This window comes from Streptomyces sp. Inha503, from assembly GCF_047215865.1.
Taxonomy (GTDB): Bacteria; Actinomycetota; Actinomycetes; order Streptomycetales; family Streptomycetaceae; genus Streptomyces; species Streptomyces lycopersici.
On sequence record NZ_CP178360.1, the window covers coordinates 533,490 to 559,242 of the forward strand.

20 protein-coding genes and 3 pseudogenes are annotated in these 25,753 nt (G+C 68.0%); 15 read left to right on the forward strand and 8 right to left on the reverse strand.

The features are described from left to right. Window positions 1-28 precede the first annotated feature (28 nt). Window positions 29-1,003, reverse strand: a complete 975-nt coding sequence (locus ACJX2R_RS02425; protein ID WP_413098514.1) for an aldo/keto reductase — start codon at window positions 1,001-1,003, stop codon at window positions 29-31. Between the two features lie 220 nt (window positions 1,004-1,223). Between ACJX2R_RS02425 and ACJX2R_RS02430 the strand changes: the two are divergent. After that, window positions 1,224-1,568 (forward strand): annotated as a pseudogene (locus tag ACJX2R_RS02430) (RNA-guided endonuclease TnpB family protein); the annotation flags it as partial. Here ACJX2R_RS02430 and ACJX2R_RS02435 read toward each other — a convergent pair. Next, a complete protein-coding gene (locus ACJX2R_RS02435) occupies window positions 1,555-2,304 on the reverse strand; it encodes a TetR/AcrR family transcriptional regulator (protein ID WP_413098515.1) in 750 nt (249 codons plus the stop codon). The pseudogene ACJX2R_RS02430 and the gene ACJX2R_RS02435 overlap by 14 nt on opposite strands. An 8-nt stretch (window positions 2,305-2,312) precedes the next feature. Here ACJX2R_RS02435 and ACJX2R_RS02440 point away from each other — a divergent pair, with 8 nt between their 5' ends. Both ACJX2R_RS02440 and ACJX2R_RS02445 read left to right on the forward strand, forming a co-directional pair. Beyond that, a complete protein-coding gene (locus ACJX2R_RS02440) occupies window positions 2,313-2,990 on the forward strand; it encodes an NADPH-dependent F420 reductase (RefSeq protein WP_413098516.1) in 678 nt (225 codons plus the stop codon). Between the two features lie 38 nt (window positions 2,991-3,028). Then, window positions 3,029-4,024 (forward strand): alcohol dehydrogenase catalytic domain-containing protein, encoded by a 996-nt coding sequence (locus tag ACJX2R_RS02445; RefSeq protein ID WP_413098517.1) that lies wholly within the window; start codon window positions 3,029-3,031, stop codon window positions 4,022-4,024. A 138-nt stretch (window positions 4,025-4,162) separates the two neighbouring features. On the opposite strand, the gene ACJX2R_RS02450 is transcribed toward ACJX2R_RS02445, so the two are convergent. After that, window positions 4,163-4,723, reverse strand: coding sequence for a HEAT repeat domain-containing protein (locus ACJX2R_RS02450; RefSeq protein ID WP_413098518.1), 561 nt, complete (start codon window positions 4,721-4,723; stop codon window positions 4,163-4,165). Continuing rightward, window positions 4,653-5,019, reverse strand: a pseudogene (locus tag ACJX2R_RS02455) (deaminase); the annotation flags it as partial. The gene ACJX2R_RS02450 and the pseudogene ACJX2R_RS02455, both read right to left, overlap by 71 nt. Before the next feature lie 659 nt (window positions 5,020-5,678). Between ACJX2R_RS02455 and ACJX2R_RS02460 the strand changes: the two are divergent. Beyond that, window positions 5,679-6,338, forward strand: a complete 660-nt coding sequence (locus ACJX2R_RS02460) for a DUF1707 SHOCT-like domain-containing protein (protein ID WP_413098519.1) — start codon at window positions 5,679-5,681, stop codon at window positions 6,336-6,338. Window positions 6,339-6,843: 505 nt separating this feature from the next. On the opposite strand, the gene ACJX2R_RS02465 is transcribed toward ACJX2R_RS02460, so the two are convergent. Continuing rightward, a complete protein-coding gene (locus tag ACJX2R_RS02465; RefSeq protein ID WP_413098520.1) occupies window positions 6,844-7,476 on the reverse strand; it encodes a TetR/AcrR family transcriptional regulator in 633 nt (210 codons plus the stop codon). 578 nt (window positions 7,477-8,054) lie between these two features. Between ACJX2R_RS02465 and ACJX2R_RS02470 the strand changes: the two genes are divergently transcribed. The 4 genes and pseudogenes from ACJX2R_RS02470 to ACJX2R_RS02485 all read left to right on the forward strand — a co-directional run. Next, window positions 8,055-10,370, forward strand: coding sequence for a pentapeptide repeat-containing protein (locus ACJX2R_RS02470; RefSeq protein WP_413098521.1), 2,316 nt, complete (start codon window positions 8,055-8,057; stop codon window positions 10,368-10,370). Between the two features lie 619 nt (window positions 10,371-10,989). Further along, window positions 10,990-11,802 (forward strand): acyl carrier protein, encoded by an 813-nt coding sequence (locus ACJX2R_RS02475; protein ID WP_413098522.1) that lies wholly within the window; start codon window positions 10,990-10,992, stop codon window positions 11,800-11,802. A gap of 473 nt (window positions 11,803-12,275) precedes the next feature. After that, a complete protein-coding gene (locus ACJX2R_RS02480) occupies window positions 12,276-13,673 on the forward strand; it encodes an IS4 family transposase (protein WP_413098523.1) in 1,398 nt (465 codons plus the stop codon). Between the two features lie 155 nt (window positions 13,674-13,828). After that, a pseudogene (locus tag ACJX2R_RS02485) lies at window positions 13,829-14,723 on the forward strand (IS701 family transposase); the annotation flags it as partial. 908 nt (window positions 14,724-15,631) lie between these two features. Here ACJX2R_RS02485 and ACJX2R_RS02490 read toward each other — a convergent pair. Further along, window positions 15,632-16,948: a DUF1214 domain-containing protein gene (locus ACJX2R_RS02490; RefSeq protein WP_413098524.1), complete on the reverse strand. Its 1,317-nt coding sequence runs from the start codon at window positions 16,946-16,948 to the stop codon at window positions 15,632-15,634. Between the two features lie 132 nt (window positions 16,949-17,080). Here ACJX2R_RS02490 and ACJX2R_RS02495 point away from each other — a divergent pair, with 132 nt between their 5' ends. From ACJX2R_RS02495 to ACJX2R_RS02510, 4 genes are all read left to right on the forward strand, one after another. After that, window positions 17,081-18,445, forward strand: coding sequence for a DUF1254 domain-containing protein (locus tag ACJX2R_RS02495; protein ID WP_413098525.1), 1,365 nt, complete (start codon window positions 17,081-17,083; stop codon window positions 18,443-18,445). A 207-nt stretch (window positions 18,446-18,652) separates the two neighbouring features. Further along, on the forward strand, window positions 18,653-18,931 hold the full coding sequence (locus ACJX2R_RS02500) for a transposase (protein ID WP_413098526.1): 279 nt from the start codon (window positions 18,653-18,655) through the stop codon (window positions 18,929-18,931). 17 nt (window positions 18,932-18,948) lie between these two features. After that, on the forward strand, window positions 18,949-19,152 hold the full coding sequence (locus tag ACJX2R_RS02505; RefSeq protein WP_413098527.1) for a transposase: 204 nt from the start codon (window positions 18,949-18,951) through the stop codon (window positions 19,150-19,152). Between the two features lie 227 nt (window positions 19,153-19,379). Further along, a complete protein-coding gene (locus ACJX2R_RS02510; RefSeq protein ID WP_413098528.1) occupies window positions 19,380-20,756 on the forward strand; it encodes an MFS transporter in 1,377 nt (458 codons plus the stop codon). 353 nt (window positions 20,757-21,109) lie between these two features. Here the strand turns inward: ACJX2R_RS02510 and ACJX2R_RS02515 are convergent, their stop codons facing one another. Beyond that, a complete protein-coding gene (locus ACJX2R_RS02515) occupies window positions 21,110-22,507 on the reverse strand; it encodes an IS4 family transposase (RefSeq protein WP_413098523.1) in 1,398 nt (465 codons plus the stop codon). Window positions 22,508-22,664: 157 nt separating this feature from the next. Between ACJX2R_RS02515 and ACJX2R_RS02520 the strand changes: the two genes are divergently transcribed. Both ACJX2R_RS02520 and ACJX2R_RS02525 read left to right on the forward strand, forming a co-directional pair. After that, a complete protein-coding gene (locus ACJX2R_RS02520; RefSeq protein WP_413098529.1) occupies window positions 22,665-23,354 on the forward strand; it encodes a type 1 glutamine amidotransferase domain-containing protein in 690 nt (229 codons plus the stop codon). A gap of 329 nt (window positions 23,355-23,683) precedes the next feature. Beyond that, window positions 23,684-24,103 carry an NAD(P)-binding protein gene (locus ACJX2R_RS02525; RefSeq protein WP_413098530.1) on the forward strand — a complete coding sequence of 140 codons (420 nt, stop codon included), beginning with the start codon at window positions 23,684-23,686 and terminating at the stop codon, window positions 24,101-24,103. Here ACJX2R_RS02525 and ACJX2R_RS02530 read toward each other — a convergent pair. Further along, window positions 24,061-24,630, reverse strand: coding sequence for a TetR/AcrR family transcriptional regulator (locus ACJX2R_RS02530; RefSeq protein WP_413105756.1), 570 nt, complete (start codon window positions 24,628-24,630; stop codon window positions 24,061-24,063). The two genes, ACJX2R_RS02525 and ACJX2R_RS02530, sit on opposite strands and share 43 nt — an antisense overlap. A gap of 94 nt (window positions 24,631-24,724) precedes the next feature. Here ACJX2R_RS02530 and ACJX2R_RS02535 point away from each other — a divergent pair, with 94 nt between their 5' ends. Further along, window positions 24,725-25,654 (forward strand): NADP-dependent oxidoreductase, encoded by a 930-nt coding sequence (locus ACJX2R_RS02535; protein WP_413098531.1) that lies wholly within the window; start codon window positions 24,725-24,727, stop codon window positions 25,652-25,654. Window positions 25,655-25,753 lie beyond the last annotated feature (99 nt).

The window sequence follows — 25,753 nt, forward strand, 5'->3', positions numbered from 1 at the left end:
GCGGGGCCCTGGGCGCCGGGTGGGACGGTCAGTACCGGGCGCCGACAGGGGCGGGGATGGCGTTGAGGTCGGCGAGGTCGGCCGGAGACAGCTGGACGTTCGCGGCGCCCGCGTTGTCGGCGAGGTACTTCGGGGTCTTGGTGCCGGGGATCGGGACGACGTGCGGGCCCTGGGCGACGAGCCAGGCGAGGGCGACCTGCGCGGGGGTCGCGTCGATCCGGTCGGCGACTTCGCGGACCTTGGCAGCGATGTCGAGGTTGGCCCGCAGGTTGTCCTGCTGGAAGCGTGGCAGACGCCGCCGCTGGTCGTTCTGTGGCAGCTGGTCGAAGGAGGTGAAGCGGCCGGCGAGAAAGCCGCGGCCCAGAGGCGAGTACGGCAGGAGGCCGATGCCGTGCTGCGTGCAGTAGGGCAGGACCTCGGCCTGGACGTCGCGGGTCCACAGCGAGAACTCGGACTGCACGGTGACAACCGGGTGCATGGCCTGGGCGCGCTGGATCTGCTCGACGGTGACCTCGGACAGGCCCAGGTGACGGGCCTTGCCGGCCGCGACGGCCTCGGCCATGGCGCCCCAGGTCTCCTCGATCGGGACCTCGGGGTCGACGCGGTGGAGCTGGTAGAGGTCGACGTGGTCGGTGCCCAGGCGGCGCAGACTGGCGTCGATGGCGGCACGGACATGCTCGGGCCGGCCATTGGGCCTGACGAGCGGGGCACCGCCGGGGCCACCGGTGGGGTCGATGCACTCCATTCCGACCTTGGTGGCGATCACCGCGCGGTCGCGCCGTCCGGCCAGGGCGTGGCCGACGAGTTCCTCGTTGGTGTAGGGGCCGTAGACGTCGGCGGTGTCGATCAAGGTCATGCCCAGGTCGAGGGCCTGGTGGATGACGGAGACGGAGGTGGCTTCGTCACGCGGGGTGGCCATGTCGTAGGCGAAGCTCATTCCCATGGCGCCCAGACCGATGAGGCCGGCCTCTGGTCCGTGGGCGCCCAGGGTGGTGGTACGCATGCCGTTTTTCTGCCTTCGTGTCGATCGGGGGATCGTCGGATCGGGGGGTACCGTGACCGGGCCGTTAATTGGGCGACCGGTCGACTATGAGTCGACGATAGGCGGCTGGAACAGGGGAATCAAAGACCAGGAGGACCTGAGCCGGGACCTGCTTCCTCGCTACTGATAGGCCTGGCCTCCCAGCGCACGTCGGCGCGGCGGTGACGCGATCGGTATCGTGCGCCGCCGGGACTGGCACCACACGGAGTCCACACAGATCATTCGCGACAACCAAGCGGTGTAGGTGGAGGACCTCGCGGTGTCCGCCCTCGCCCGCACCCGGCTCGCCAAGTCCGTGCATGACGCGGGATGGTCCGCGTTCATCGGCATACTGGAGTACAAGGCGGCCCTGCACGGCCGCACCTTCGCCGCCGGACGGGCGGAGACGCTAGACGCCTGTGGAGCGCCGGTAGGACGGGCACACGTGCCCGCACAGCGCCGTGAAGCAGGAAGTCCCCGGAAGGGTCAGAAGACCCAGGCCGGAATCCCTGGACTTGAGGCCAGGGAGCACGTCAACTCTGCCTGAGCTGTTTGCGGTTGGCTGTCAGGACTTCGTCGGACAGTCCGGGGTCGGCCTCGGCGACAGCGCGGGAGACCACCAGCGCGCCGACCATCTGGCAGAACAGCGCCACTGCCTGTTCGCGGGCTTCCGCCGCCGTCGGTTCGGCGCCGGATTGGTGCGCGCGATCGAGCACCATCTCGGTGATGGCGCTGAAGTAGCCCTCAAGCCCGCGTCGGTACTCGGCCTGAGATGTGGCGCCGTGGCGTCCGGCATCAACTGCCAGGGCGGCTGAGGCGCAGCCGGTTTCCGGGTGATCACGGTGGTCAGCCGTCAGGTATACGTCGACCATGTCGTGCAGGGCCGCCCGGGCGGAGCGGGGATGTGCCTCGCGGATGGCGGCGAGCGCGTCGAGCGAGTCATCGAAGCCCTGACGGTAGACTTCGAGGGCGAGGTCTTCCTTCGAGGAGAAGTGGTTGTAGAACCCTCCGTGCGTCATCCCGGCGGTCTTCATCAGCTCCTCGATGCCGATCCCGTCGACCCCGTGCAGCCTGAAGCCTTCGCCTGCCGCCCGGACGATCTTTTCGCGGTTGAGCTTCTTCTGCTCCTGGGTGATGCGTGGCACCTCGGACACCTCCTCGACAAGACGGCACCGCTGCGTGCGGGCCGAGGCCGACATCTCGTCATTGAGATGATATCCGACATCAAAAAGGTGTCCACGCACGCCCACCGGCTTGACAGTAATAATGTTGACGACCATCATAAATTTTAATGATGCACGACCTCAAAGAGGGGCGGGTCGGTCGGGCCCGCGGACAGCCTGAACACCTTGGGAGGAAGACGCTGGTGGACTTCGGAATTATCGGAGCGGGCACGATCGGGCAGGGCATCGCCGGGCATCTCGTGACGGCAGGTCATCGCGTCGTCCTGAGCAACAGGCGCGGCCCGGACACACTGAGTGACACGGTGGCGCGGCTGGGGCCGCTGGCCACCGCCGGAACAGTCGCCGACGCAGCCGCGGCCGAGATGGTGTTCCTGGCGGTCAGGTGGCTGGACATCCCTGCCGCACTGGCCCACGTCTCCTCATGGGATGGCCGGATCCTGGTCGACACCAGCAATCAGATTGCCGGACCGACGCCAAGAGACTATGTCGACCTCGGTTCGGACACGGGCAGTGAATTCGTCGCCCGCCACGCTCCGGGCGCACGCGTGGTCAAGGCGTTCAACACGCTGTACGCCCAGTACATCGTGCCCGACCCACGGCACGCGGAAGGCCGCCAACTGCTCTTCTACGCCGGGGACGACGCGGACGCGAAAGCAGATTTCCGTGCGGTTGCCGACGAGATCGGCTTCGCGCCGGTGGACGCCGGGTCGTTGCGGGAAGGCGGCCGGCTGATGCAGGCCGACGGCGGCCTGCTCTCGGCGCTGCACGCTCTCAAACAGGACTGAACGGAGAAGATCATGACCCAGCAGGACAGGGGCATCATGTGAAAGCCCTCGCTTACGAAGAGGCCCACTCGCTCGACGCGTTCGCCATCGAGCTCATCGACGCCGCGGAACCACGGCTGCGCGACACGGATCTACTCGTCGGGATCCGCGCCGTGGGAATCAATCCGGGTGAAGCGCTGATCCGGCAGATGCGCAGCGCCGAACCGGGCGGACGAGTCATCTTGGGGTGGGAGTTCGCCGGGGTGGTGGAAGCCGTGGGACCGGAAACCACGGGCTTCGCAGTCGGCGACCGCGTCATGGGCACCGGAGACATGACACGAGACGGCGCCTGGGCGGAGCGGCTCACGGTCGACCATCGTGTGGTGGCGAGGATTCCGGACCAGCTGTCCTTCTCAGACGCCGCGTCCTTGCCCATCGGCGGCCTCACGGCCTGGGAAGCGCTGTTCCGCGATCACGACAGCTTGGTGGCGGGAATCGACCGGGTGCTGATCGTCGGCGGTGCCGGTGGCGTGGGGACGATGGCGACGCAGCTGTTGAAGAGCAGGACCTCGGCCCTGGTGGCAAGTACGGCCTCGCGTCCCGAATCACGCGAGTGGTGCACGAGGATGGGGGCGGATGTGGTCGTCAACCACACCGGAAACGTGCCCGGTCAACTACGTGACGCCGGTGTCGACCGGATCGACCTGGTGTTGTCCACTTCCGGGACCACCGGCAATGTCGGCTGGATGGCCGAGATCCTGCGGCCACTCGGTCACCTCGCCGTCATCGATCTGAACGGTCCCCTCGATCTCGGACCGCTCGTCGGTAAATCCGTGTCCCTGCACACCGAAACCGTCTTCAGCAAGATCACGGCCGGTGGCGACATCGTCGGCCAGGGCAGAATCCTCGCCGAACTGGCGGCGGATGTCGTCGCGGGCCGGCTGCGTCCCATCGCCACGACGGTGCTCGACGGCCTGAGTGTGGACACGATGAGAGCAGCCCACGAACTGGCCGAGAGCAGGCGGACGATCGGGAAGACCGTGATCAACGTCTGAGCCGCTTCTCCACTGGGGCTAGGTCTGCCCACGGCGCTGAGCAGGGCAAGTGGGCGGGTGTGGCCGGAGAGTTGTGCCGGGGCTCGCGGCGTCCGGTGCGGTGCGGTGCGTCGCAAAGCGGAGGTCCCACCCTAAGCCCTACGGGCTGTTCCGTTCCCTGGTCTCGGGCGGAATGATCCGTTCGTAGCTGCTCCCACCCGGTGTGAACCAACCCGCCTTCTTGCGCACCGCAGGGCTCGGGTCGTCGGCATGGGACGCCTTCAAGGCAGCAACGGCGCGGGCATCGGAGTGGGCGAACCTGCCGACCAGTTCGGCAGCCATGGCCCGGACGTGCGGATCCGGGTCTGAGGCCAAGTGGTACAGCGCGGGTTCGAGGACCCGGTCCGGGCCCGGTGCGCAGGTGTCACCCTTGCACCGATCGCAGGCTAGGGCGTGGAAGGCGGCAATCCTGACCCGTGCGTCCGGGTCGTCTGCCATGAGGACGAGTTCGTCCATCGACTCGGTGTCGACCAGGTGATCGAGAAGGCGGCAGCAGCCCTCACGGACGGCCGGATTCTCGTCACGCAGGCCGGCGCGGATGGCGCTCAGTGCGTTCTCCCCACGTCGCAGCAGTTCTCGGTGTGCCGCAACGGTGCGCTGAGGATCGCCCAAGCATGCGACGAGGGCTTCGTTGTCGGGCAACGACATCGACGGCGCCACCGCTCACGACGGTCGCGTCCGGCCAGTCGAGAGGTCCATCCAGGGTGGTCGACACCACCGTCGCAGGCAGGTTCATCATCCGGGTGACCCATGGGTCACGTCGTGACTCCCCGAAGGCCGGGGTCAGTGCCTGCGCGAACGCCCGATAGGTTGGCTCCGAAGATCATCCGCTGCTCGACCTCGTACAGGGAGAGGCCGCGGTCGAGCAGTTCGGGGCCCTGCTTGCCCCAGTAGCCGCCCCAGTCCCGACTGCTGGGGCGGCCCCGCTCACCGCGTCGGACGCCGAACACCGACACCCCGAAGCGGTCCCCGGACGCCGGTATGACCGCTGTCCCCCGCTACCAGCGGACCGCTGGTCACGGTCGCCCGGGGGGACCTCCTGGCGTGCGATGAGGATCCCTTCGTACGCGGCCCTGCCTTCTCCCTGTGCGGGGCGCTTCGTTCAGCCAGGTCAGGTTCCGATCTTGTGCAGCTTCGCTGGCCACTTCCAGCTCGACGTCCAGTACTGGCTGTGGCCCTCCGCCGCCACATCCGGCCGCCCGGCCTTACGTGCACCGCGCCGAGTTCCAGCAGATGCATGGATGCCTGGAAATCCTCGGTATGGTCACTGCTCATGTCCATCGGCGCACACGTCTGGATCGTCAGCTCACGCCAGTAGTCGAACGGTCCCTCGGCAGGTACATCCTGGCTTCGGAACACCGTTTCGTAGATCATGGCTCCCCCTGCCCTCTTGCTGAGTCCCTTTCCCCTTCGCCTTCCCGGCCTTGAGCCGAGTACCGGTTGTTGTCGGAGTTGGGCCTCGGCATGATGGATGCCGCATACCGTGAATCGACGCCGACCATCGCCTCTCCGCGGTGGAACCCAGCCGGGATCCATGTCGCGATATAGCGTTAGTCTTCAGCTCGCGCCGCTGCCTGCGTCGCGCGGAGAGGTACGACAGGACCAGGACGGAAGCATGTCGGGAGAGATTTCACCCACTGGGAAGCGCTCCGGCTCCGGCTCGTCACCCGAGCTGCGAGCCTCTCATGCGGACCGGGACCGGGTGGTGGATGTGCTGCGTATCGCGGCGGGGGACGGTCTGCTGACCGCGGAGGAGTTGGACGAGCGCCTGGAAGCTGCCCTGTCGGCACGGACCGTCAGCGCGCTGACCGCGCTGACCGCCGACCTGCCGGCCGTGTCCGTTTCGACCGGCACAGCCGTAGCGGAGATCAAGGACGTACTCCGGATCAACGGGATCCACAGTGGTGCGGTCGAACGCGTGGGACGCTGGGTGGTGCCGCGGAGGCTGGAGCTGGAAACGGCGTGGTGTGAGGTGACGCTCGACTTCACTCAGGCAGTGATCACGCAGGACACGTTACGGATCGACATGAACACGGCAGGCAAGAAGCTGACGCTGATCACCAAACCGGGCATCGTGGTCGATACGGGTGCCCTGAGCCTGGTACACAGCAAGGTCAAGAGTCGTCAGGCCCCAGACCCCGGGACGCCGATCACGCTGCGCGTGGAGCTGGTCGGCACGATGATGCACGGCCGCGTCGTGGTGCGGCCGCCACGTCGGACACTCGGGCAGTGGCTGCTGCGCAGGCCCACGCGGGTGCGGCCGCTGCCGAAGTGAGCCTGGCCACCTCGACCGCTTGGCCTGGTCGGCTTTGCCGCGGGCGGGACTTCTCTCGGGGGAAGTGAGCCGCCCGGATGGGTCGTAGCGTATCGAGCTCGCCGCCGCGGCGGCGATGCCGACGCAGTCGCGGTGGCGATGCCGACGCATCGTGGAGCTCGCCCGTGTCGCCCCGAAGGCCCCCTTCACCGCGGCCTCCTGCTGTGGTCGGCCTGGCACGGCGTCGTCTCCCCCCGTACCCCACCGCCCCTGCCCAGGCGGGGAGGCTACAGCGCCCGGCGAGGCGGGCTGAGGCGGTGCCGCCCTTGTGGGTGTGCAGGTGCTGGGTACGGGCCACAGCGCGGTCGCCGTCGATGTCGACACTGGAAACCCCTGGAAATGCTGCCACTTGAGCAGTCCGCTCATGGACCCGTCCGCCACGCGCATCACGTCCACGAGATCCTTGCAGGGGCCGCTCGGTCCCGGATGTACGGACAAAACGGCAAGTGTCCGACTGAGGGACCTATCATCCGCCGGTTCGCCGCTGTGCGGGAGCGCCGGCCCGCAGCAGGGTCAGCGTCGTGTCGAGAGCCGCTTCGAGGTGGGCGATGCCGCCGGTGGCCATCAGGATGGTCACCCCGCCCTGCACCGCGGCGACCAGTGCTGCCGCCGTCCGGTCGGCGTCCAGCTGTCGGTCGATCTCACCGGTCTCCTGCATGCCCCGGACGCCTTCGCGCAGGGCCGCCTGCCACGTGCTGATCAACTGGCCCGTCAGCTGCCGCGCGGCCGGGGTGGTGCGGCCCAGTTCGGTGATCAGCACCCCGAGCGGGCAGTTGACACCCTGTTGCTCATAGCGCCGCAGCACCGCGTCGCGCCAGTCCTGCCAGGCCGACCACGTGCGCAAGTTGGAGAGGTGGGGCTCCTGATCTTCCAGGACACGGTCGGCTTCGCGGGCAGCCACCGCGAGGAGCAGCTCCTCCTTCCCGCCGGGGAAGTAGTGAAAGATCTGGCTCTTGCTGGTCGCGGTGCGGGCGCGGATGTCATCGAGGGTCGTGCCGGCGGCACCCCGCTCGCGGATCTCCTCGGCCGCGCCCTCAACGATGCGCCGCCGGGTTTCCCTGCCCTTGCGGGTCAGCGAGCTGTCTCCACCGATGGCCACGGGTGTCTCCTGAAGCTCCAGATTTGGACTTGCCAGTCCATTTTATGCGAGGGAAGGTGGCCGACAACACGAACGTGACAGTGACGGGCTCGCCGACCGCCTCGGCCAGCCCGAGCACCCTCTCCATCTCATCGTTGATCGGATGAGCCACCACTACATCGATCTGAATGCTCATGGTGCCTGAGGCCACTGGCCGCTTCCGACATGCCAGCCCAAAACTCCGGCACCTGCACGCGCCGGCCGACATGGTCCGCGTCGACCGCGACCAGTTGCGGCCGGTGGCCGACGACAGCGAGCAGGCACAAGCCGTCAAGGGTCGTCGCCTGTGCCCACCAGACCCTGATCCGGGAACGCACTCGCACCTTCCGGCGGCTGCGCGACACACTGCGCGAGTACTTCCCCGGCCAGCCGGGCAAAGCTGACCCGCACCCAGGTCACCGCCGTCCTGGCTTGCCCCTCGTTCCCATCAGGGGTGGTCTCGACTCGAAGCCGCACCAGGCAGAGAGTTGGCATCGTACGCCCGAGCAGGTACAGCCCTTCAGCCCGCCACGAGTGAAAGCCCCGGAGCTCCCAGGCCAATGAGTACTCCCCCGGACCCCGCGCCGTCTGCCCCTTCCTGGCCGTACTGCGGACATGGTGCCGAGGACGCCACCGACCCCGTCGGCTGCCGCGGAATCCACGTCCCTGGCCAAACCGCGTGTCTGGCCCATCTGAACAGCGCCGGCCGCGACGCATACCTCGCCGGTCTGGCCCCCGGAACAGACATCGACCACCGCGGCACCCGCTTCACCGCACCACTTCTCAACGCTCTCCTCCAAGCCCTCAGGGATCCCACCACCGGAAAGCCCCACTTCGGTACCGCGAGGTTCGAAGGGGCGGAGTTCGCGGAGGAAGCCGGATTCCACCGGGCGCGGTTCTCGGGCACAGGCCACTTCGGCGGGGCGCGGTTTTCCAGCACCGCCAGATTCGGTGGAGCACACTTCGCCCACGACGCCGGGTTCGAGGGCACCCAGTTCGCCAGCACCGCATGGTTCGACGGTGCGCGCTTTTGTGGTGGCGCCCTGTTCCGCCATGCACAGTTCGCCGAGGCCGCCTGGTTCGGCGGGGTGCGGTTCGCGGGTACTGCCAGATTCGGCGGAACGTGGTTCCAGGACGATGCCAGATTCGGCGGGGCGCACTTCTTGGGCAGTGCCGGGTTCGCGAGCTCGCGCTTCTCCAGCACCGCTTGGTTCGAGGGCGCGCGGTTCGCCGCAGACGCCCGGTTCGAGGATGCGCTTTTCTCCGGCACCGCCGGCTTCGGCGGGGCGCGGTTCACCGACGATGTCTGGTTCGGTGGAGCGCGGTTCGCGGGCAGCGCCGGGTTCGGCGGGGCGCGCTTCTCCTCCACCGCCAGGTTCGGCGGAGCGGAATTCAGCGATGAGGCCCGGTTCGACGGGGCGCGGTTCTCCGGCACAGCCTGGTTCGACGGGGCGCGCTTCGCGGGCGATGCTCGGTTTCACCGGACGCGGTTCGCCGACGATGCCCGGTTCGGCGGGGCGCGGTTCTCCGGCATCGTCGGGTTCGACCTGGCCCAGTTCCGCGGTGGCGCTCTGTTCTCCCAGGCGCAGTTCACCGATGTCGCCCGGTTCGACGCGGCGCTGTTCTCGGGCACCGCCAGGTTCGAGGGAACGCGGTTTGCCGACGACGCCTGGTTCCACCTGGCCCAGTTCTCCGGTGACGCCCTGTTCCCCCAGGCCCGATTCACGGCGATGTCGTGGCTCGGGCCGGTGGTGTGCGCAAAGACGGTCGATCTGTCCGGTGCGCTGTTCGAGGCACCGGTGACGCTGGAGATCGCAGCGCGTGAAGTGCGCTGCGAGAGGACACGGTGGGAATCGACGGCTACGTTGCGACTTCGTTACGCCACGGTGGACCTCAGCCACGCCGTGCTCTTCTTCCCCGTGGCGGTCAACGCTCACCCCGTCCCCTTTACACACAGCAGCACGAGGGCGGACGAGAGCCTGCTGGCAGGAGCCCAGCACGGCGTACGGGTGGCCTCGGTGCACGGGGTGGACGCCACGTACCTGGTCCTGACCGACACCGATCTGAGCGATTGTCTGTTCTCCGGTAGCTTCCACCTCGACCAACTCCGCCTGGAAGGCCGGTGCAACTTCGCGGCCACCCCCACCGGCCTCCACTTCCGGCGCTCCATATGGCCCTACTGGTGGACCCGGCGACGCACCCTGGCCGAAGAGCACCACTGGCGCGCACAGACGGCCGGCCAGTCGCCCTCATCTTCGGGGCAGGCGCCCTCTCCCCGGCACTGGCGCACCGGGCCGCACCACCCCGACCCCGGCCGCACTCCCGACCCGGAACACCTGGCCGCGCTCTACCGGCAACTGCGCAAGGCTTTCGAAGACAGCAAGGACGAGCCCGGCGCCGCCGACTTCTACTACGGCGAGATGGAGATGCGCCGCCACGACCGCGTCGGCACGCCTCCCGGCGAACGGGGCTTGCTGTGGGGTTACTGGCTGACCTCCGGCTACGGTCTGCGCGCCTCCCGCGCCCTGGTCTGGCTCGCGGTGGCCATGACCGCCACCATCGCGCTGATGATGGGCCTGGGCCTGCCCGACTCCTCACCGAAACAGACGGCGTCCGGCACCATCCCCGCCGATGGCGGACGAGTGACACTGACCGTAGACAAACAGGACCCACGGTTGACCCTGCCCGCCGACGACCGCTTCACCGTGAAACGCTTCGACAAGTCGCTGCAAGTGGTGCTGAACTCCGTCGTCTTCCGCTCCAGCGGTCAAGATCTCACCACCTGGGGAACCTACACAGAGATGGTCAGTCGCTTCACCGAACCCGTACTGCTCGCTCTCGCCGTCCTCGCCATGCGCAGCCGTATCAAACGGTGAGGTGACTTGATCGAGAACGTCGTGGGGCACGGTCGCCGCCGGTGGCCGGGGCAGCCATGCCGCGCCCGGTCATCGTCCAGGTGATCGCGGTGCCGAGTCCGAGCGGCTCACGGACGGCAGCCAGGACCTGGCGGGCGAGATCGACGCCGCTCGGCTCGGTGGTCAGGCGTATGCGGGTTCTCGGTGACCGGCTCGAAGACGTGAAGAAGTCGACGAGCAGTCTCCGCGGCAAGGCTCCCCATCGAGATCACTGACGAAATGCGTCGGGCCATGGACACGGCCCGGTGGCAGGAACTGCACAAGGACCTGCGCGCCCTCGCCGCCAGTGTCCGGGCCGACGCGGAAGACCCCAGGCCGGGCCGCCAGCCGGTGATGTCCAGCAACAACCCATCCAGCTGCCCGCCGAGGGGAATGCGGGGCGGCCTGCGAGTGACGTCCAGGTGAATGCGCAACCCGGACAAACCCGCCTCCTGCCACAGCCACGTAACAGCGGCCGATCAGGGGACAACTTCCGCCCCGCCCCGCCGGTCGAACCTGGTGCGTCGCACACCTGCGCTGCGGCGGAACCGGTGCCGCCCGGCGCGACTTCTCCAGTCCCGACACAAGTTGGAGTTGACCCGTGCCCAGGAAGTCCCTGCCGACGCGGCTTGCCGCCACCGCCGCGCTCCTGCTCGCCGCAGGCGCCCTGTCCGCGCCCGCCGCCTCAGCGAAGCCCTCGGACGCTTCCCCCGGCGACGCCTACGTGCTGACCGTGAGCACCAACCCGACCAGCACCGACTACGACAACCGCACCGTCGACGTCACCGGCACCGTCACCAAGGCCGACGGCACCCCGGCGGCCAACATCCCTGTCACCGTCCAGGAGGTCGTCCGCTTCACCACCTGGAATCCCTGGGGCGATCCGATTGACCCCAACTACTACGAGCCGCGCGACCTGGGCACGCCGGTCACCGACACCAACGGGAAGTTCACCATTCCCGACGTCGACATCGACCACGTGAGCGGCAGCAGCCTGCTCAATGTCCAGCACGGGGTGCAGATCACGGCCCTCTACGATGAGGACGGCGACCTCAACACCCCGCAGGACAGCCACTACGCAGACACCACCGTGGCCGCCAACGCCAAGCCCACCTCCGTCAGTTACCGGGTCAACAGGAAGAAGGTGAAGGCGGGCGACGTCCTCATCGTCCAGGGCAAGGTCAGCCTTCCCCAAGGGGCCGAGCCCGGGAGCACCGAGGTCTTCCTACAGACCTACTGGGAGAACGAGTACCGCGTGAAGACCACCGTCAAGGACGACGGCTTCTTCGTGCTGTCCGTGCGCGTCTCGCGCGAGGACGACACGTTCGTGCTGCGCACGGCTCCGACGGACCTCTACGTGGCGGGCACGGACCAGCCGCTCCCGATCACCAACACCTCGCTCCCCCGCACGTAGACGTAGCCCTCCGGACGACGGGACGTCGGGCCCATGCGGGCCCGTAGCCCCGGGAAGCGGACCCGTGGGTCGCGGCAGACGGGTCACCCTCGTGCGAGCGGGGGTGGCCCCTGTGCGAGCGACGGTCACCCTCGTGTTTTCACGTGGCCCGCGGGGCCGCGCCTGTCAGAGCGGATACGAGGCTGGCGGCAGTTCCTGGCACTGGGCGGGAGCGCCGTGACCAGTAGGTCTTGGCGTCCCGATGCCGGTCACGCCAGGCCCCCAGGCCGGCCCGGCTTTACGCGCCCATGGCCACCGCAGGTGCGGCAGTCCACCACCCGCTCATACCATGCTTTAAGGAAGATACACGTGCTAATACTCCAGTCTCAACACCGTTGACTTTGGCCTGGCAGTGACGTGTCAAGGGGGTTGAACGGCGCAACGGAACTCCGGTAGATCAACTTTCGGCCAAGAGAGTTGATCAAGGAGTTCCGTTGCAGGAGCAGTCTGTCATCACCCGCGAGATCGCGGTAGCCAAGGGCGTGTTCGCGCCGGGACACCTTGGGGAGTTGACCCAGGTGGTGGACTTCGCCCTGGTCGATGCGGTGCTGGAGGAGACCGGAACGGTCCAGAAACGGGTCAGGCTGCTGCCCTCGCGGGTGGTGGTGTACTTCGTCCTGGCGCTGGCCCTGTTCGAGCGGTGCAGCTACCGGGCGGTGTGGGGCAAACTCGTCGCGAGCCTCGACGCCCTCGCCTTGGTGCGGCCGTGTACCTCGGCGCTGTGCCGGGCACGTCGCCGGGTGGGAGCCGCACCGTTCCAGGCATTGTTTGAGACGCTGGCCGGGCCGGTGGCCGGACCACGTACTCCCGGCGCGTTCTGGCGGGGCCTGCGGACGGTGGCCATCGACGGCACCAGCCTGCACCTTCCCGACAGCGAACCGATCGCCGCCCGGCACGCCAAACGCAAGCGCAAGGGCGAGGACGTGGAGTTCGGCTACCCGCTGTTGCGACTGCTCGTGCTCATCGAGTGCGGCACCCGGGCGGTGCTCGCCGCCGCCTTCGGCCCGGAGACCACAGGCGAGACCACCTACGCCGAGAGGATGCTCGATCGGTTGACCAGCGGGATGCTTGTACTGCTGGACACCGGCTTCGACGGTTACCCCTTCCTGCTCCAACTCCACTCCACCGGGGCGGAGTTCCTGTGCCGGTCCGGGGCCAGGCGCATCCCGCTGATCATCAAGCGGCTGCCTGACGGCTCCTACCTGTCGACCTTCGGCATGGGGAAGCTGCCGGTGCGGATCGTCGAAGCCTGGATCACCGTGACCTACGCCGACGGCACCGTCCGCCGTGAGCAGTGGCGCCTGGCCACCAGCCTCACGGACCCCGCCCGCTACCCCGCCCGCGAACTCGTCGCTCTCTATCACGAGAGGTGGCAGGCCGAGACCACGTACTTCTCGGTCAAGGCCACGATGCTGGACGGCCGCATCCTGCGCTCGCACCGCCCGCCGGAGGTCGACCAGGAGGTGTACGCCCTGCTGACCGCCTACCAGGCCCTCATACGGATCACCGCCGACGCCGCCGCCAGCCGACCGGCTCTCGACCCGGACCGGATCAGCTTCACCATCGCCCTGGAGACCGCCCGCGACCAGGTCACCACTGCCGCTGGGATCCTTCCCGGCGAGGTCACCCTGGTCGGTGCGATCGGCCACGCCGTCCTGGACAGCCTCCTGCCAGCCCGCCGCCGGCAGCGGGCCAAGGCCCGAACCCGAAAGAACCCGACCAGCAAGTACAGCAAGAACTCCCTCCAGCGCCCCGCCACCGCTCAGCACTACACCCTCGCAACCGAGGTCACGGTGATAGAAGACGGCTTGAAGGCCAGGTCAAAGCGCTAAATCAACGGTGTTGACTCCAGTCTGGTTTCGCGATCTTGCGGTGGACCCGGCTGGGAACGGGTACGGCCACCGCGTGATCATCGGGGGTTGTGTGGACTCCTGAAGATCGTGCGATGGCCGCAGGCCATAACGTAGACCCTGCCCGCCGGCGAGCGATGTTCGACCAGGCCATGGCTCGGATCGCGGGACGGTTCGGCCGAGTTGAGCCGCGAGCCACCGCCCGCGCCTATCTTCTCGGGCTGCTGTCGAATGTCGAGCGCAAGAACTGCTGGCAGCTGGCTGAACATGAAGAAGGGCCGGGCCTCGGCGGGGGTGCAGCGGCAGTACACCGGTACCGCAGGACGCATCGAGAACAGCCAGGTCGGCGTGTTCCTCGCGTTGGCCACCGTGCGGGGGCGGGCGCTGATCGACCGTCGGCTCTACCTGCCCGAGCACTCCTGGTCCACCGATCCCGGGCGCCGCCACGCGGCCGGGATACCCGACGAGGTGCAGTTCGCGACCAAGCCCCGCCTGGCCGGAGAGATGATCGCCGCCGCGCGGGACGCCGGCATCACCGCCTCCTGGGTGACCGGCGACGAAGTCTACGGCCAGGACCCCCAGCTCCGCGCCGCTCTGGAGGCACGGGGCCTGGGCTACGTGCTGGCCGTCGCCTGCTCCACCCGGGTCCGGGTCAACCACGGCCGCACCCGGATCCGCGTCGATGTCCTCGCCCGCTGCCTGCCCGCCACGGCCTGGCAGCGGCACAGCGCCGGGGCAGGGGCGAAAGGCCCGCGCTACTACGACTGGGCCTGGATCCACACCGGCACCGATCATCACCGCCACCTGCTGATCCGCCGCAACCGGACCACCGGTGAACTCGCCTTCTATCTGTGCTGGTCACCCACCAAGGTGCCCCTGGCGGAACTGGTCCGCGTTGCAGGTGTCCGCTGGAGCGTGGAGGAGTGTTTCCAGGCCGCCAAGGGCCAAGTCGGCCTCGACCATTACCAGGTCCGGAACTGGACCGCATGGCACCGGCATATCACTCTCGCCATGCTCGCCCTGGCCTTCCTGACCGCCGTCGCCGCCATCACGGCCCCGGACCGGTCCACCGACCCGGACCACCCCATCCGCAGCAGCAATCCGATTATGTTAACCGTCCCGGAGATCCGCCACCTGCTCGTCATCGTCCTCAGCTCACCGGCCGTCACCCCGGCCAGACTGCTGCACTGGTCCACCTGGCGCAGACGCCACCAGGCAACAGCCCAACGCAGCCACTACCGACGGCGGTCCCCTGACGAACTTGCTCCCACGTGGTGCCAGTCGGCGTGACGATCGACGCAGCCGCAGGCATCCCGCGCCATCACCCGACCGCAAATCCAGCAAAAGGTTGCCAATGTGCTGGCAGCGAGGCCCGTGTAGCCGTCTGCCAACTGACGGAGGCCGCCGGGCCACGCTGGAAGGAACAGCGGAAGTCCGCGCGGACTCGGATGCAGAAGCCGATGCTGTAGCTCGCTATGCCGATCGCTACGGACGTATGCCGGTCCCTGATCTGATCCGGAGCGCGTCGTGATTGAGATCGTGATCGAACGAGCCACGGGTCGAGCGGTGCTTCCCCATCTCGAAGGTCGCGGACACCTCGGCTTAGGGTGGACCCCGCTCGCGAGCATGGGGTGGTACGGGGCGCGTCCGCGGACCGGGCGGAAGCCCGCAGCGTGCGGGTGGCGGGCGATTGCCTCGGAGCCATGTCCCTGGCCGACCAGTTCGCGGGCGGTCTCGCCCGTGGTGGTTCTCCCTCCGGCCCAGGTGATGGTGAGGGTGCCCCGTTCGCTGGTGCCCCGCTGTGCCGCCGGGCGTCGCTGCGGCGGCACACGGACCCGTGACCGGCTGCCCAAGCGGCGTGAGCCACGCCCCGGCGCACCATAACTACGCGAGCCCCGGAACCGGTCCGGCTTCGGTTACCAGCCTGGAAACCGAACCGTTTACGAGACAGCCTTGTCTACGCGAATCACCGCTGGTGGATCCCAGGTCGTGCTCGCTGGCCGGTAGAGGCGGAGCATGAGGCGGAATGGACCGCTCGGCGCGGGTAGCCAGTTGACGTCGTGTGCCGGGCGGGAAGCCTGGATGCGGATGGTCAAAGAGCCGCCGTCACCCAGCCGCAGGTCTGATGTCCGGTCCCCGATGGCGTATCGATCGATCTCATTGTCGACCAGGAGGCCCTGGGCGTGGTACATGGTGAGTGACCAGAAGGCATGGACCGGCGGGAGCGCGCCGGCGGTGAAGGTGATCTCGTAGTTCCAGCGCTCACCGTCGAGTGGCTCGCCTGCGCCATCCACCTCGCAGACGGGATACAGGGCCTCGCTCACCGGGTTGATGAAGATCTGGGAATGGGCGACAGCGGCCCGCAGGAGGTGGTCGCCTCCGAAGGCTGTTCCGACGTCGTTGACCGCCCAACCGTTCGTCAGGCGACCGAACGAGCGAACATGTCGATCGATGTCGTCGTATCCCCGGCTCAGACCCTCGGCAATCGCACGCGTGGCCGGGGATGACAGCTCGCCGACGTCCTGTATCCGTGACTGGTCGATGTCGCGACGTAGGGTGTCAGTGACGGCGTCCGGGTCGGCGTCGTCGAGCACCTGGGCCAGTGCCAGGGCGAAGGCCGTGGGATCGCCGATCTCCGCCTGCCGGGTGTAGCGCGCGAGTTCCGCGTCGCGGAGAGCCAGGACGGGTGGCGCGCCGCGCGGCGTGATCTTCAGGTCCATCGCGTCCTGGAGCTGGTGCGCGCGCTCCAAGTCGAGGTCGTCGGCCGCGTCCACCAGGATGCGTCCGACGACCATGACATACCGCCAGTTGGTGCGCAGACTGACCTCATCGGTGTCCTCGTCCAGGCGTGTCGGGCCCTTGCCGATCCTGATGGTGGGCAGTGGTCCGCCCGACGTTGTCCGGCTGATCGCGATCGGTGACGTGGTATCCGGAAGGGCCAGTTGGAAGCTGGCGTAACGGTCACCGAAATCGGGCAGGCGCAGCTCGAACTCGTTGTGCCGGACGTCCAGCCAGGCAACCGAGTACAGCGTGTCCACGTTGGGAGCGACCCCAACCGTCAGTGTTGGATCAGACAGCCGTCGCTGGTGGCCGAAGGTGTTCAGGGGCGCGCCCGCAGAGGTCGACGGGCGCGGCGCGAATGGGTCGAGAGGTTGGACAAAGTTGAGTCGTACCCGCTGAGCGAAGATCAGTGGGTACGCCCACACCTGGACGTCTCGGGCGGCGGCCTCGAGGGTCGCCTCGGGTGCAGGTTGCACTCCCCAGCTCCTTGTTAAAGTAAATTCAGTTCAACTAACGTAGCATTGAAGTTGTGGCGATGCGCTAAAGGGAGGTGGCCGCCTGTGCCTCGGACGCGAGCTGGAGCCGAGCGCGAGACTGAGCAGGTGGGAATGGACTGGCGCGGCTACGACACCTCTGGGATCGAGCAGCTCGGCAGGGCCGGGCACCCGGACACCGTGCCGGCGGAGGCGGCTTGGCGAAGGCGCTGGGTGGAGAGTCTGAGCCTCCAGGCAGTCGTGTACGGGTTGCCGGCAGCACTGCAGTACGCCCAGATGTGCGTGGACGCCCTGGCCCCGGGAGCCACCCCCGGCATGGCGAAGTTCCGGCACGAGCGCGCGCTGGCCGGACCAGGCTTCAGCGCGTTCCGTGCGCCCAATGTCGACACTCTCTACTCCAGTGCATGGTTGGACCTGCGCGGGCAGGCTGTGGAGCTCCGGACGCCAGACTTTGGAGATCGCTACTTCACGGTCCAGCTCGTTGACGCCTACAGCAACGCCCTCAACATCAGCAACCGCACAGTCGGCTCGGCTTCCGCTCGCTACTGGCTGGTCCCGGCGCAGTGGGCCGAGACGGCGCCGGAAGGCACGGCGCTCGTGCGTGTCCCGACCGCCGTGACGTGGTTGCTGATGCGGATCCAAGTGATCGGCGGCGACGTGACCACCGTGCACGAGCTTCAGAACGCCGTCACGATCGCACCGACCAAAGGAGCCCGAAACGCGCTCGGGCCACTCGTCGATCCGCAGTCGGTCGAAGAGGACTGGCAGGCATACTTCCGTGCCCTCGACGCGGCGATACGGCTGAACACGTACCCACGCGAGGAGCACGCCCACGTGCACCAGTTCCGTGCGCTCGGCCTGCTGGGCCGCGAGCAGTGGGACCCTGGCGCACTCGATCCGGTGACCGCCGACGGAATGGCGGCCGGCTTCGAGGCGGCGATGGCGATGCTGAAATCGGCCCGACGCCAATTGGGGGCGGACACGGGCACCGGCTGGACACGGGTCCTGGACAAGGGAGCACACGGGCACAACTTTCTCGCCCGGGCGGTGATGAACCACGTCGGGCTCGGAGCCAACGTCACCGAGGAGAACGCCTCCTTCAACACCCATGTCGACGCGGAAGGAAACCAGCTGGGGGGCCGTCACGGCGACTACAGCCTGACCTTCGACGTCCCGCCACCGAACGGCGCATTCTGGAGCGTCACGCTCTACCACGTCGAGACCGGACGTGTCTTCGACAATCCGCTCGGCCGACACTGCATCGGCAGCGCCAATCTGGAATCCGCCGGGCCGGCCGGGTCAGTCCGGCTCGTGATTGCCCGAAGCGATCCGAAGGTGCCGAACTGGCTCCCGTGCCCAGACGACGACTTCTACCTGATCCTGCGCATTTACTCCCCGGGCGATGCCGTGCCCCGCGGGGATTGGCTGCCGACGCCCGTCCGGCGGATGGCGGGCGCGGCGAGCCGCATGGGCCAGTAGGGCTCCGTTAGGCGTATTTGCCGATTTTGTTCGGTTTCGGGCGCGGTGGATGGGTTGATACGCATCAGATGGAGGATCTGCGGGCGAGGTCAACTGGGCCCGTGGCGGATGTGTTCGCGTCGGTGCCGCGGCAGGGGCGGCGAGTGAAGGGTATCTGTTACCTGGCGGGGGCTGATGCTGGACGGGCGGCGTAGGCCGGTCCAGCCGATGGCGGAGCGGCTGCCGGACGGCGATGAGCAGAACCTGCGGCAATTCGTGAATCAGTCGCCGTGGGATCGCGGTGCCGATGCGGCGGCGGAACGCGAAGCTGATGGTGCCGCTGATCGGCTCGGATGCCTGGGCGGGAAGATGTCGGTCGGGGTCGGACATCGGTACTGTGGCGCGCTGGGCAAGCAGGTGAATTGCCAGGTCGCGGTCACCGTGCACGCCGTCAGCGAAGACTCGGGATCGCGCCTGTTGCAGTGGCGGCTGTTCCTGCCCAGGTAGTGGGCCCAGGAATCCGGGTGGGCGCGCGGCTGCGTGTGGCCGGGGCGCCGCAGGAGGTGGGGCACCGAGGGAAGCGGCGGCTGGGGCTGGACGAGCTGGTCGGGTGGGGTCTGGTGCCACCGCTGGTGGTGGCCGACGCCGGCTACGGTCAGAACGCCGACTTCCGGCACGCGCCGGCCGAGGGGACATTCCCTGGGTGGTCGGTGTCCGCGGCGATGTGACCGTCCAGTCGCATGAAGCGGCTCCCACGGCCCCGGGCTGTTCCGGCGACGGCCGCAAACCTCTGCCCCGCTACCGGACCAGGCGTCAACCAGCAAGATCCACATCAACCTAACCGAATCCTGCTGGATCTCGTACCGCCTCAAGCTGTTCATGGCACCTGCACTCCGTGCATGCGAAAACTCTTGAACTGATTTCAGTTTGTCTTTAGGGTGACGGCCGATTGGTCATGACGATTGTCCTGCCGGAGCGCAAGGGAGCGCCGATGTCGAAACAATCGCTGCCCGAACGGGAACGAGTGGCTCGTAGAGCGAGTCTGGCCGCAGCCGTCGGAACGGCGATCGAGTACTACGACTACGCGATCTATGGCTATCTCGCAGTCGTGCTGGCCCGCCTGTTCTTTCCCGGCCACGACGGTCTGGTCGGGTTGCTCAGCACGCTTGGTGTGGTCGCGAGCGGATCCCTGATCCGACCGCTCGGCGGACTGTTCTTCGGACGTCTGGGCGATCGCCGTGGCCGCAAGGCGGTCCTGATGGTAACGGTCACCCTGATGGGCACAGCGACCACGCTCACGGGCCTGCTGCCCACCTATGCGGCGGTCGGGCTCCTCGCACCGATTCTCCTGACGGTCCTGCGCCTCGTGCAGGGCTTCTCTGCCGGAGGCGAGGTCGGCGGAGCGGCGTCGCTGTCCACCGAGTCGGCCCCTACCCGGCGGCGTGGCCTATTCGGCTCTGCGACCTCGATCGGAGTGTCCCTCGGGCTCGCCGGCGCAGCCGCAACGGTCGGGACACTGACCGACGTCACGTCCGCCGAACAGTTGAATAGCTGGGGCTGGCGGGTACCCTTCCTCATCGCCGGGCCCCTGCTGGCGGTTGCCCTTCTCTATCGGATGCGGGTGGAGGACTCCCCACTGTTCGTGGAGATGGTGAAGGAGGCGACTCCCCCCAAGGCCCCCGTGACCGAGGTCCTCCAGGCCCACAGGGCTGCCGTCCTCCGGGTAATGGGCATCGCCTACTCGACCATGACCACCGGGGGGATCGCGTCGGTCTATATCGTCGTGCATCTGTCGGCGGTGCTGAAGTATCCGTTGGCCGGGGCCCTGTGGCTGGTCGTCCTGATCGCGCTGATGCCGCTGGCGATCATTCCGTGGGCCGGTTCCCTGAGCGATCGCTTCGGACGGCGCCGCATCTTGGCGGTCGGCATGGGGGGATTCCTCATCCTCGCCGTTCCCTGCTTCTGGATGATGCAGCAGGGATCGCTCGCGCTCGCCGTCGTCGCCGCACTGATCCTGAACATTCCCTTTGGTATCCAGCAGGGTGTGGTCTACACGATGTATGCGGAGCTGTTCCCGACGCGGGTCCGCTACACCGGCGTCTCGCTCGGCTTCAACGTTGGCGGGATCATTGGCACGGGGGTCGTCTCACTGGTATCGACCTCGCTGGTCGCCGTCACCGACCTCACCATTGCCCCGGCGTTCTACATCATCTTCGCCGCGGTCGTGGGGATGATCATCATTGGGACTATGCGCGAGAGCTCAAGCCACGACCCGGCAGCCGAGTCGCGCGCCAATGAGGCAGCCACGGTGGTCACCAAATCCGCGCAATGAGCCACGCATAGTGGGCGCGGCGTAGCGCAGCAGGCGCTGCATCGGCCCGGGCCGGGCGTGACCGGCCTGTTCAGCCAGCTGCCAGCAGTTCTTGCGCTCGACATTCGACAGCAGCCCGAGAAGATGGGCGCGGGCGGCGGCTCGCGGCTCAACTCGGCCGAACCGTCCCGCGATCCGAGCCATGGCCTGGTCGAACATCGCTCGCCGGCGGGCAGGGTCTACGTTATGGCCTGCGGCCATCGCACGATCTTCAGGAGTCCACACACCCCCCGATGATCACGCGGTGGCCGTACCCGTTCCCAGCCGGGTCCGCCGCAAGATCGCGAAACCAGACTGGAGTCAACACCGTTGATTTAGCGCTTTGACCTGGCCTTCAAGCCGTCTTCTATCACCGTGACCTCGGTTGCGAGGGTGTAGTGCTGAGCGGTGGCGGGGCGCTGGAGGGAGTTCTTGCTGTACTTGCTGGTCGGGTTCTTTCGGGTTCGGGCCTTGGCCCGCTGCCGGCGGCGGGCTGGCAGGAGGCTGTCCAGGACGGCGTGGCCGATCGCACCGACCAGGGTGACCTCGCCGGGAAGGATCCCAGCGGCAGTGGTGACCTGGTCGCGGGCGGTCTCCAGGGCGATGGTGAAGCTGATCCGGTCCGGGTCGAGAGCCGGTCGGCTGGCGGCGGCGTCGGCGGTGATCCGTATGAGGGCCTGGTAGGCGGTCAGCAGGGCGTACACCTCCTGGTCGACCTCCGGCGGGCGGTGCGAGCGCAGGATGCGGCCGTCCAGCATCGTGGCCTTGACCGAGAAGTACGTGGTCTCGGCCTGCCACCTCTCGTGATAGAGAGCGACGAGTTCGCGGGCGGGGTAGCGGGCGGGGTCCGTGAGGCTGGTGGCCAGGCGCCACTGCTCACGGCGGACGGTGCCGTCGGCGTAGGTCACGGTGATCCAGGCTTCGACGATCCGCACCGGCAGCTTCCCCATGCCGAAGGTCGACAGGTAGGAGCCGTCAGGCAGCCGCTTGATGATCAGCGGGATGCGCCTGGCCCCGGACCGGCACAGGAACTCCGCCCCGGTGGAGTGGAGTTGGAGCAGGAAGGGGTAACCGTCGAAGCCGGTGTCCAGCAGTACAAGCATCCCGCTGGTCAACCGATCGAGCATCCTCTCGGCGTAGGTGGTCTCGCCTGTGGTCTCCGGGCCGAAGGCGGCGGCGAGCACCGCCCGGGTGCCGCACTCGATGAGCACGAGCAGTCGCAACAGCGGGTAGCCGAACTCCACGTCCTCGCCCTTGCGCTTGCGTTTGGCGTGCCGGGCGGCGATCGGTTCGCTGTCGGGAAGGTGCAGGCTGGTGCCGTCGATGGCCACCGTCCGCAGGCCCCGCCAGAACGCGCCGGGAGTACGTGGTCCGGCCACCGGCCCGGCCAGCGTCTCAAACAATGCCTGGAACGGTGCGGCTCCCACCCGGCGACGTGCCCGGCACAGCGCCGAGGTACACGGCCGCACCAAGGCGAGGGCGTCGAGGCTCGCGACGAGTTTGCCCCACACCGCCCGGTAGCTGCACCGCTCGAACAGGGCCAGCGCCAGGACGAAGTACACCACCACCCGCGAGGGCAGCAGCCTGACCCGTTTCTGGACCGTTCCGGTCTCCTCCAGCACCGCATCGACCAGGGCGAAGTCCACCACCTGGGTCAACTCCCCAAGGTGTCCCGGCGCGAACACGCCCTTGGCTACCGCGATCTCGCGGGTGATGACAGACTGCTCCTGCAACGGAACTCCTTGATCAACTCTCTTGGCCGAAAGTTGATCTACCGGAGTTCCGTTGCGCCGTTCAACCCCCTTGACACGTCACTGCCAGGCCAAAGTCAACGGTGTTGAGACTGGAGTACTAACCGTGCCGAACCTCGGACAGGAAGGCGGTTGCGCGATGGCCAGAATCCTTTTCGTGGTGACCGGCACACCGTACTGGACGCTCAAGGACGGCACCAGGTACGCGACCGGCTACTGGGCCGAGGAGTTCGCCGCCCCCTACAAGGCCCTCACCGAGGCGGGCCACGAGATCACCGTCGCCACCCCCGGTGGGGCCGTCCCGACGGTGGACATGATGAGCCTGCGACCCGACATGGCAGGCAGCGCGCAGACCGCACTCGATCTCGAGGCGATCATCCGCTCCGCGGAGGTGATGCGGCGCCCGATCCACCTCTCAGATGCCCGACTGGACGACTACGACGCCATCTACTTCCCCGGCGGCCACGGGCCCATGGAAGACCTGAGCGTCGACGCCGACGCCGGCCGCCTGCTGGCGGCGGCCCTGCCCTCCGGTAAACCCCTCGCCATCGTCTGCCATGCCCCGGCAGCGATGCTGGCGACCAGGATCCACGGGAAATCGCCCTTCGCCGGCTACCGGGTCACCGGCTTCACCAACGAGGAAGAGGAGGAAGTCGGCCTCGCCCAGAGGGCCCGCTGGACACTGGAGACCGAACTCATCGAACTCGGCGTCGACTTCACCAAGGGCGAGAAATGGAAGCCCTACACCGTAGTCGACCGCAACCTGTACACCGGGCAGAACCCCGCATCGGCATCCCACCTGGCTGAACGCCTCCTCAAAGCCCTCTGAACCTCCGCCGGCCACCGTGACGTGGCAACTGATCGCGGTGGCCCTTCCTGGTCATGGCGGTTCCCTGCCGCGCCAGGGGTGTGGTGGCCCAGCCGTGTTCCAGCAGGGTGAACAGCTCCCACATGGTCCGGGCCGGGTCTGCACTCGCACGGGCGACGCTGGGGGCTTCCAGGGTGAAGCGCGCCAGGCCGGTGACGGCGGGGGCATCCGGGGCCGACCCGATCGCCGACCTCGGCCAGGGTGGCGGCCAGTGTCTTCTTCTCGTGGCGGGACCACATGCGCCGGGCGTAGTCCCGCAGCGCCGGGGGGACTCGACGAGGACGAATGTGGTGTCCACCACCCCTCGCATCGCGATCAGCGGCGCTGGTCTTGGCGGCCTCGGCTGCGCTCGCGCCCTGCAACAGCACGGCGTGCCGGTCACGGTCTTCGAGCGTGAGAGCGGCTCCCACTCCCGCTCGCAGGGCGGCACCCTGGACATCCACGAAGACACCGGCCAGGCGGCCCTGCGCGCAGCTGGACTCTTCGACCAATTCCTGGCCCTGTCCCGGCCCGAAGGCCAGGAGTGGCGCCTGTACGACCGCCACGCGACCCTGACATGCCGACAACGATCCCGAGTTGACCAGGGACCAACCAAGGCGACCCAGGGCCAGTCCACCGGCGGCAAGCCGGCCGGGCGCTTCCCGTTCGGCGCACCGCTCTGCCCGCGTCAGCACAGGGTGCTGGATGCCCGCACATCACGGAGGGCTTGACGCGCGACGTCACCGAAGTCGTCGCCGTCAGTGGCGTCGCTCCAGCGCTCATAGGCGATTTTCAACGCGAGCGCGCCCAGTTCCGCGGCCACGCACGAGGTCAGTTCGGGAACGCCGCGCCGCTCGAGCGCGTCAGTCATCGATGCGGTGAGGCCCAGGCCCTTCAGCGCCTCACGTTCCCGCAGTTCCGGGTTGGCGGCGATCACTGCCCGCCTGCGGGCGCTCATTGCGCGGCGAGCGGGGTGGAAAGCCTCCCTGCCGACCGTGTCCAGAGCATGAGCCACCGCCTCGAACGGCTTGGCGGTTGCCGGAGCCGCGGCGATCCCCTCGGCGAGCAGTCCGGCCATCGTGTCCCCGCCGAAGAGCACTTCCCGCTTGTCCTGGAAGTGTCGGAAGAAGGTGCTCTTCGTCAGCCCCGCGCGCTCCGCGATCTCGATCACCGTCGTGTTCTCGTAGCCCCGCTCCTCGAACAGCTCAAGGGCGGCGACGGCGAGTCGCTCTGGTGCGTTGGGTTGCCAGCGAGCCATGAGCAACAGTGTACGGCACTTGGTCCCGTCACCCATGTATAGTGATGGGACCAAGTCCCATCACGGATTCGTTTGCCCAACTGGAGGTCCGCCCATGAGCCGAGCCGTCATCTATCAGGCGTTCGGAGGCCCCGAGGTGCTGGAACTGCGAGACGTTTCGGAGCCGCACGCCGGCCCGGGCGAGGTGCGTGTCCGCGTGACGGCCGTCGGCCTGAATCCCATGGACTGGCTGCTCGCCTCTCTGCCCGAAGTGGCGGAGCAGTTCGGCGTCACCGTGCCATCCGGCTTCGGATACGACTTCGCCGGCGTCGTGGACGAGGTCGGCGGCGGCGCCACGGGTTTTGCCGTGGGCGATCGCGTCTACGGAGGCGCGCTGGGCAGAGCCGCCGCCGATTTCGTGGTGGTCAAGACGTCCGCTGAGGCGTCCGAGGCGCTCTTCCACACACCGGAGGGCATCAGCGACGAGGTGGCGAGCACGCTTCCGGTGGCCGGCCTGACCGCCGCCGCCGCTCTGGCCGCGATCGACCTGCGGTCCGGCGACACCCTCCTGATAGGCGGCGCCGCCGGCGGGGTAGGCGTGTTTGCCGTACAGCTCGCGAAGCACGCCGGAGCCAGAGTGATCGGTACCGCCTCGGAGAGCACCTTCGAGTTTATGCGGCAGCTGGGTGCCGAGCCCGTGGCATACGGCCCGGGGCTCGCGGACCGGGTACGGACACTGGCTCCCGATGGCGTGACCGCCGCGACCGACCTGTTCGGCACCGAGACGGCCGAGACCGCGCTCGCGCTCGGCGTACCACCGGAGCGGATCTCCACGATCGCCGCGGGACCCAACCCTCCCGGTGGCGTGCGCGCGACCGGCGGCACCGACGCGAGTCCGGACGCCCTGAAGCGGATCACCGACGCGATCCTCACCGGCACGATCACCGTGCCGATCGCCGCGACCTTCCCGATCGAGCAGATCCGTGACGCCGTGACACTTCAGGCCGAGCGCCACGTCCACGGCAAGATCGTGATCACGGTGTGACCGCCTATCCGCTGAGCGGCCGCGCCATGCCCCCGCTCAGGGCACCGATTTCCGTACTGGCCCACTCCCTCATGGCTCAGTTCGGCGCATCCGGGCAAC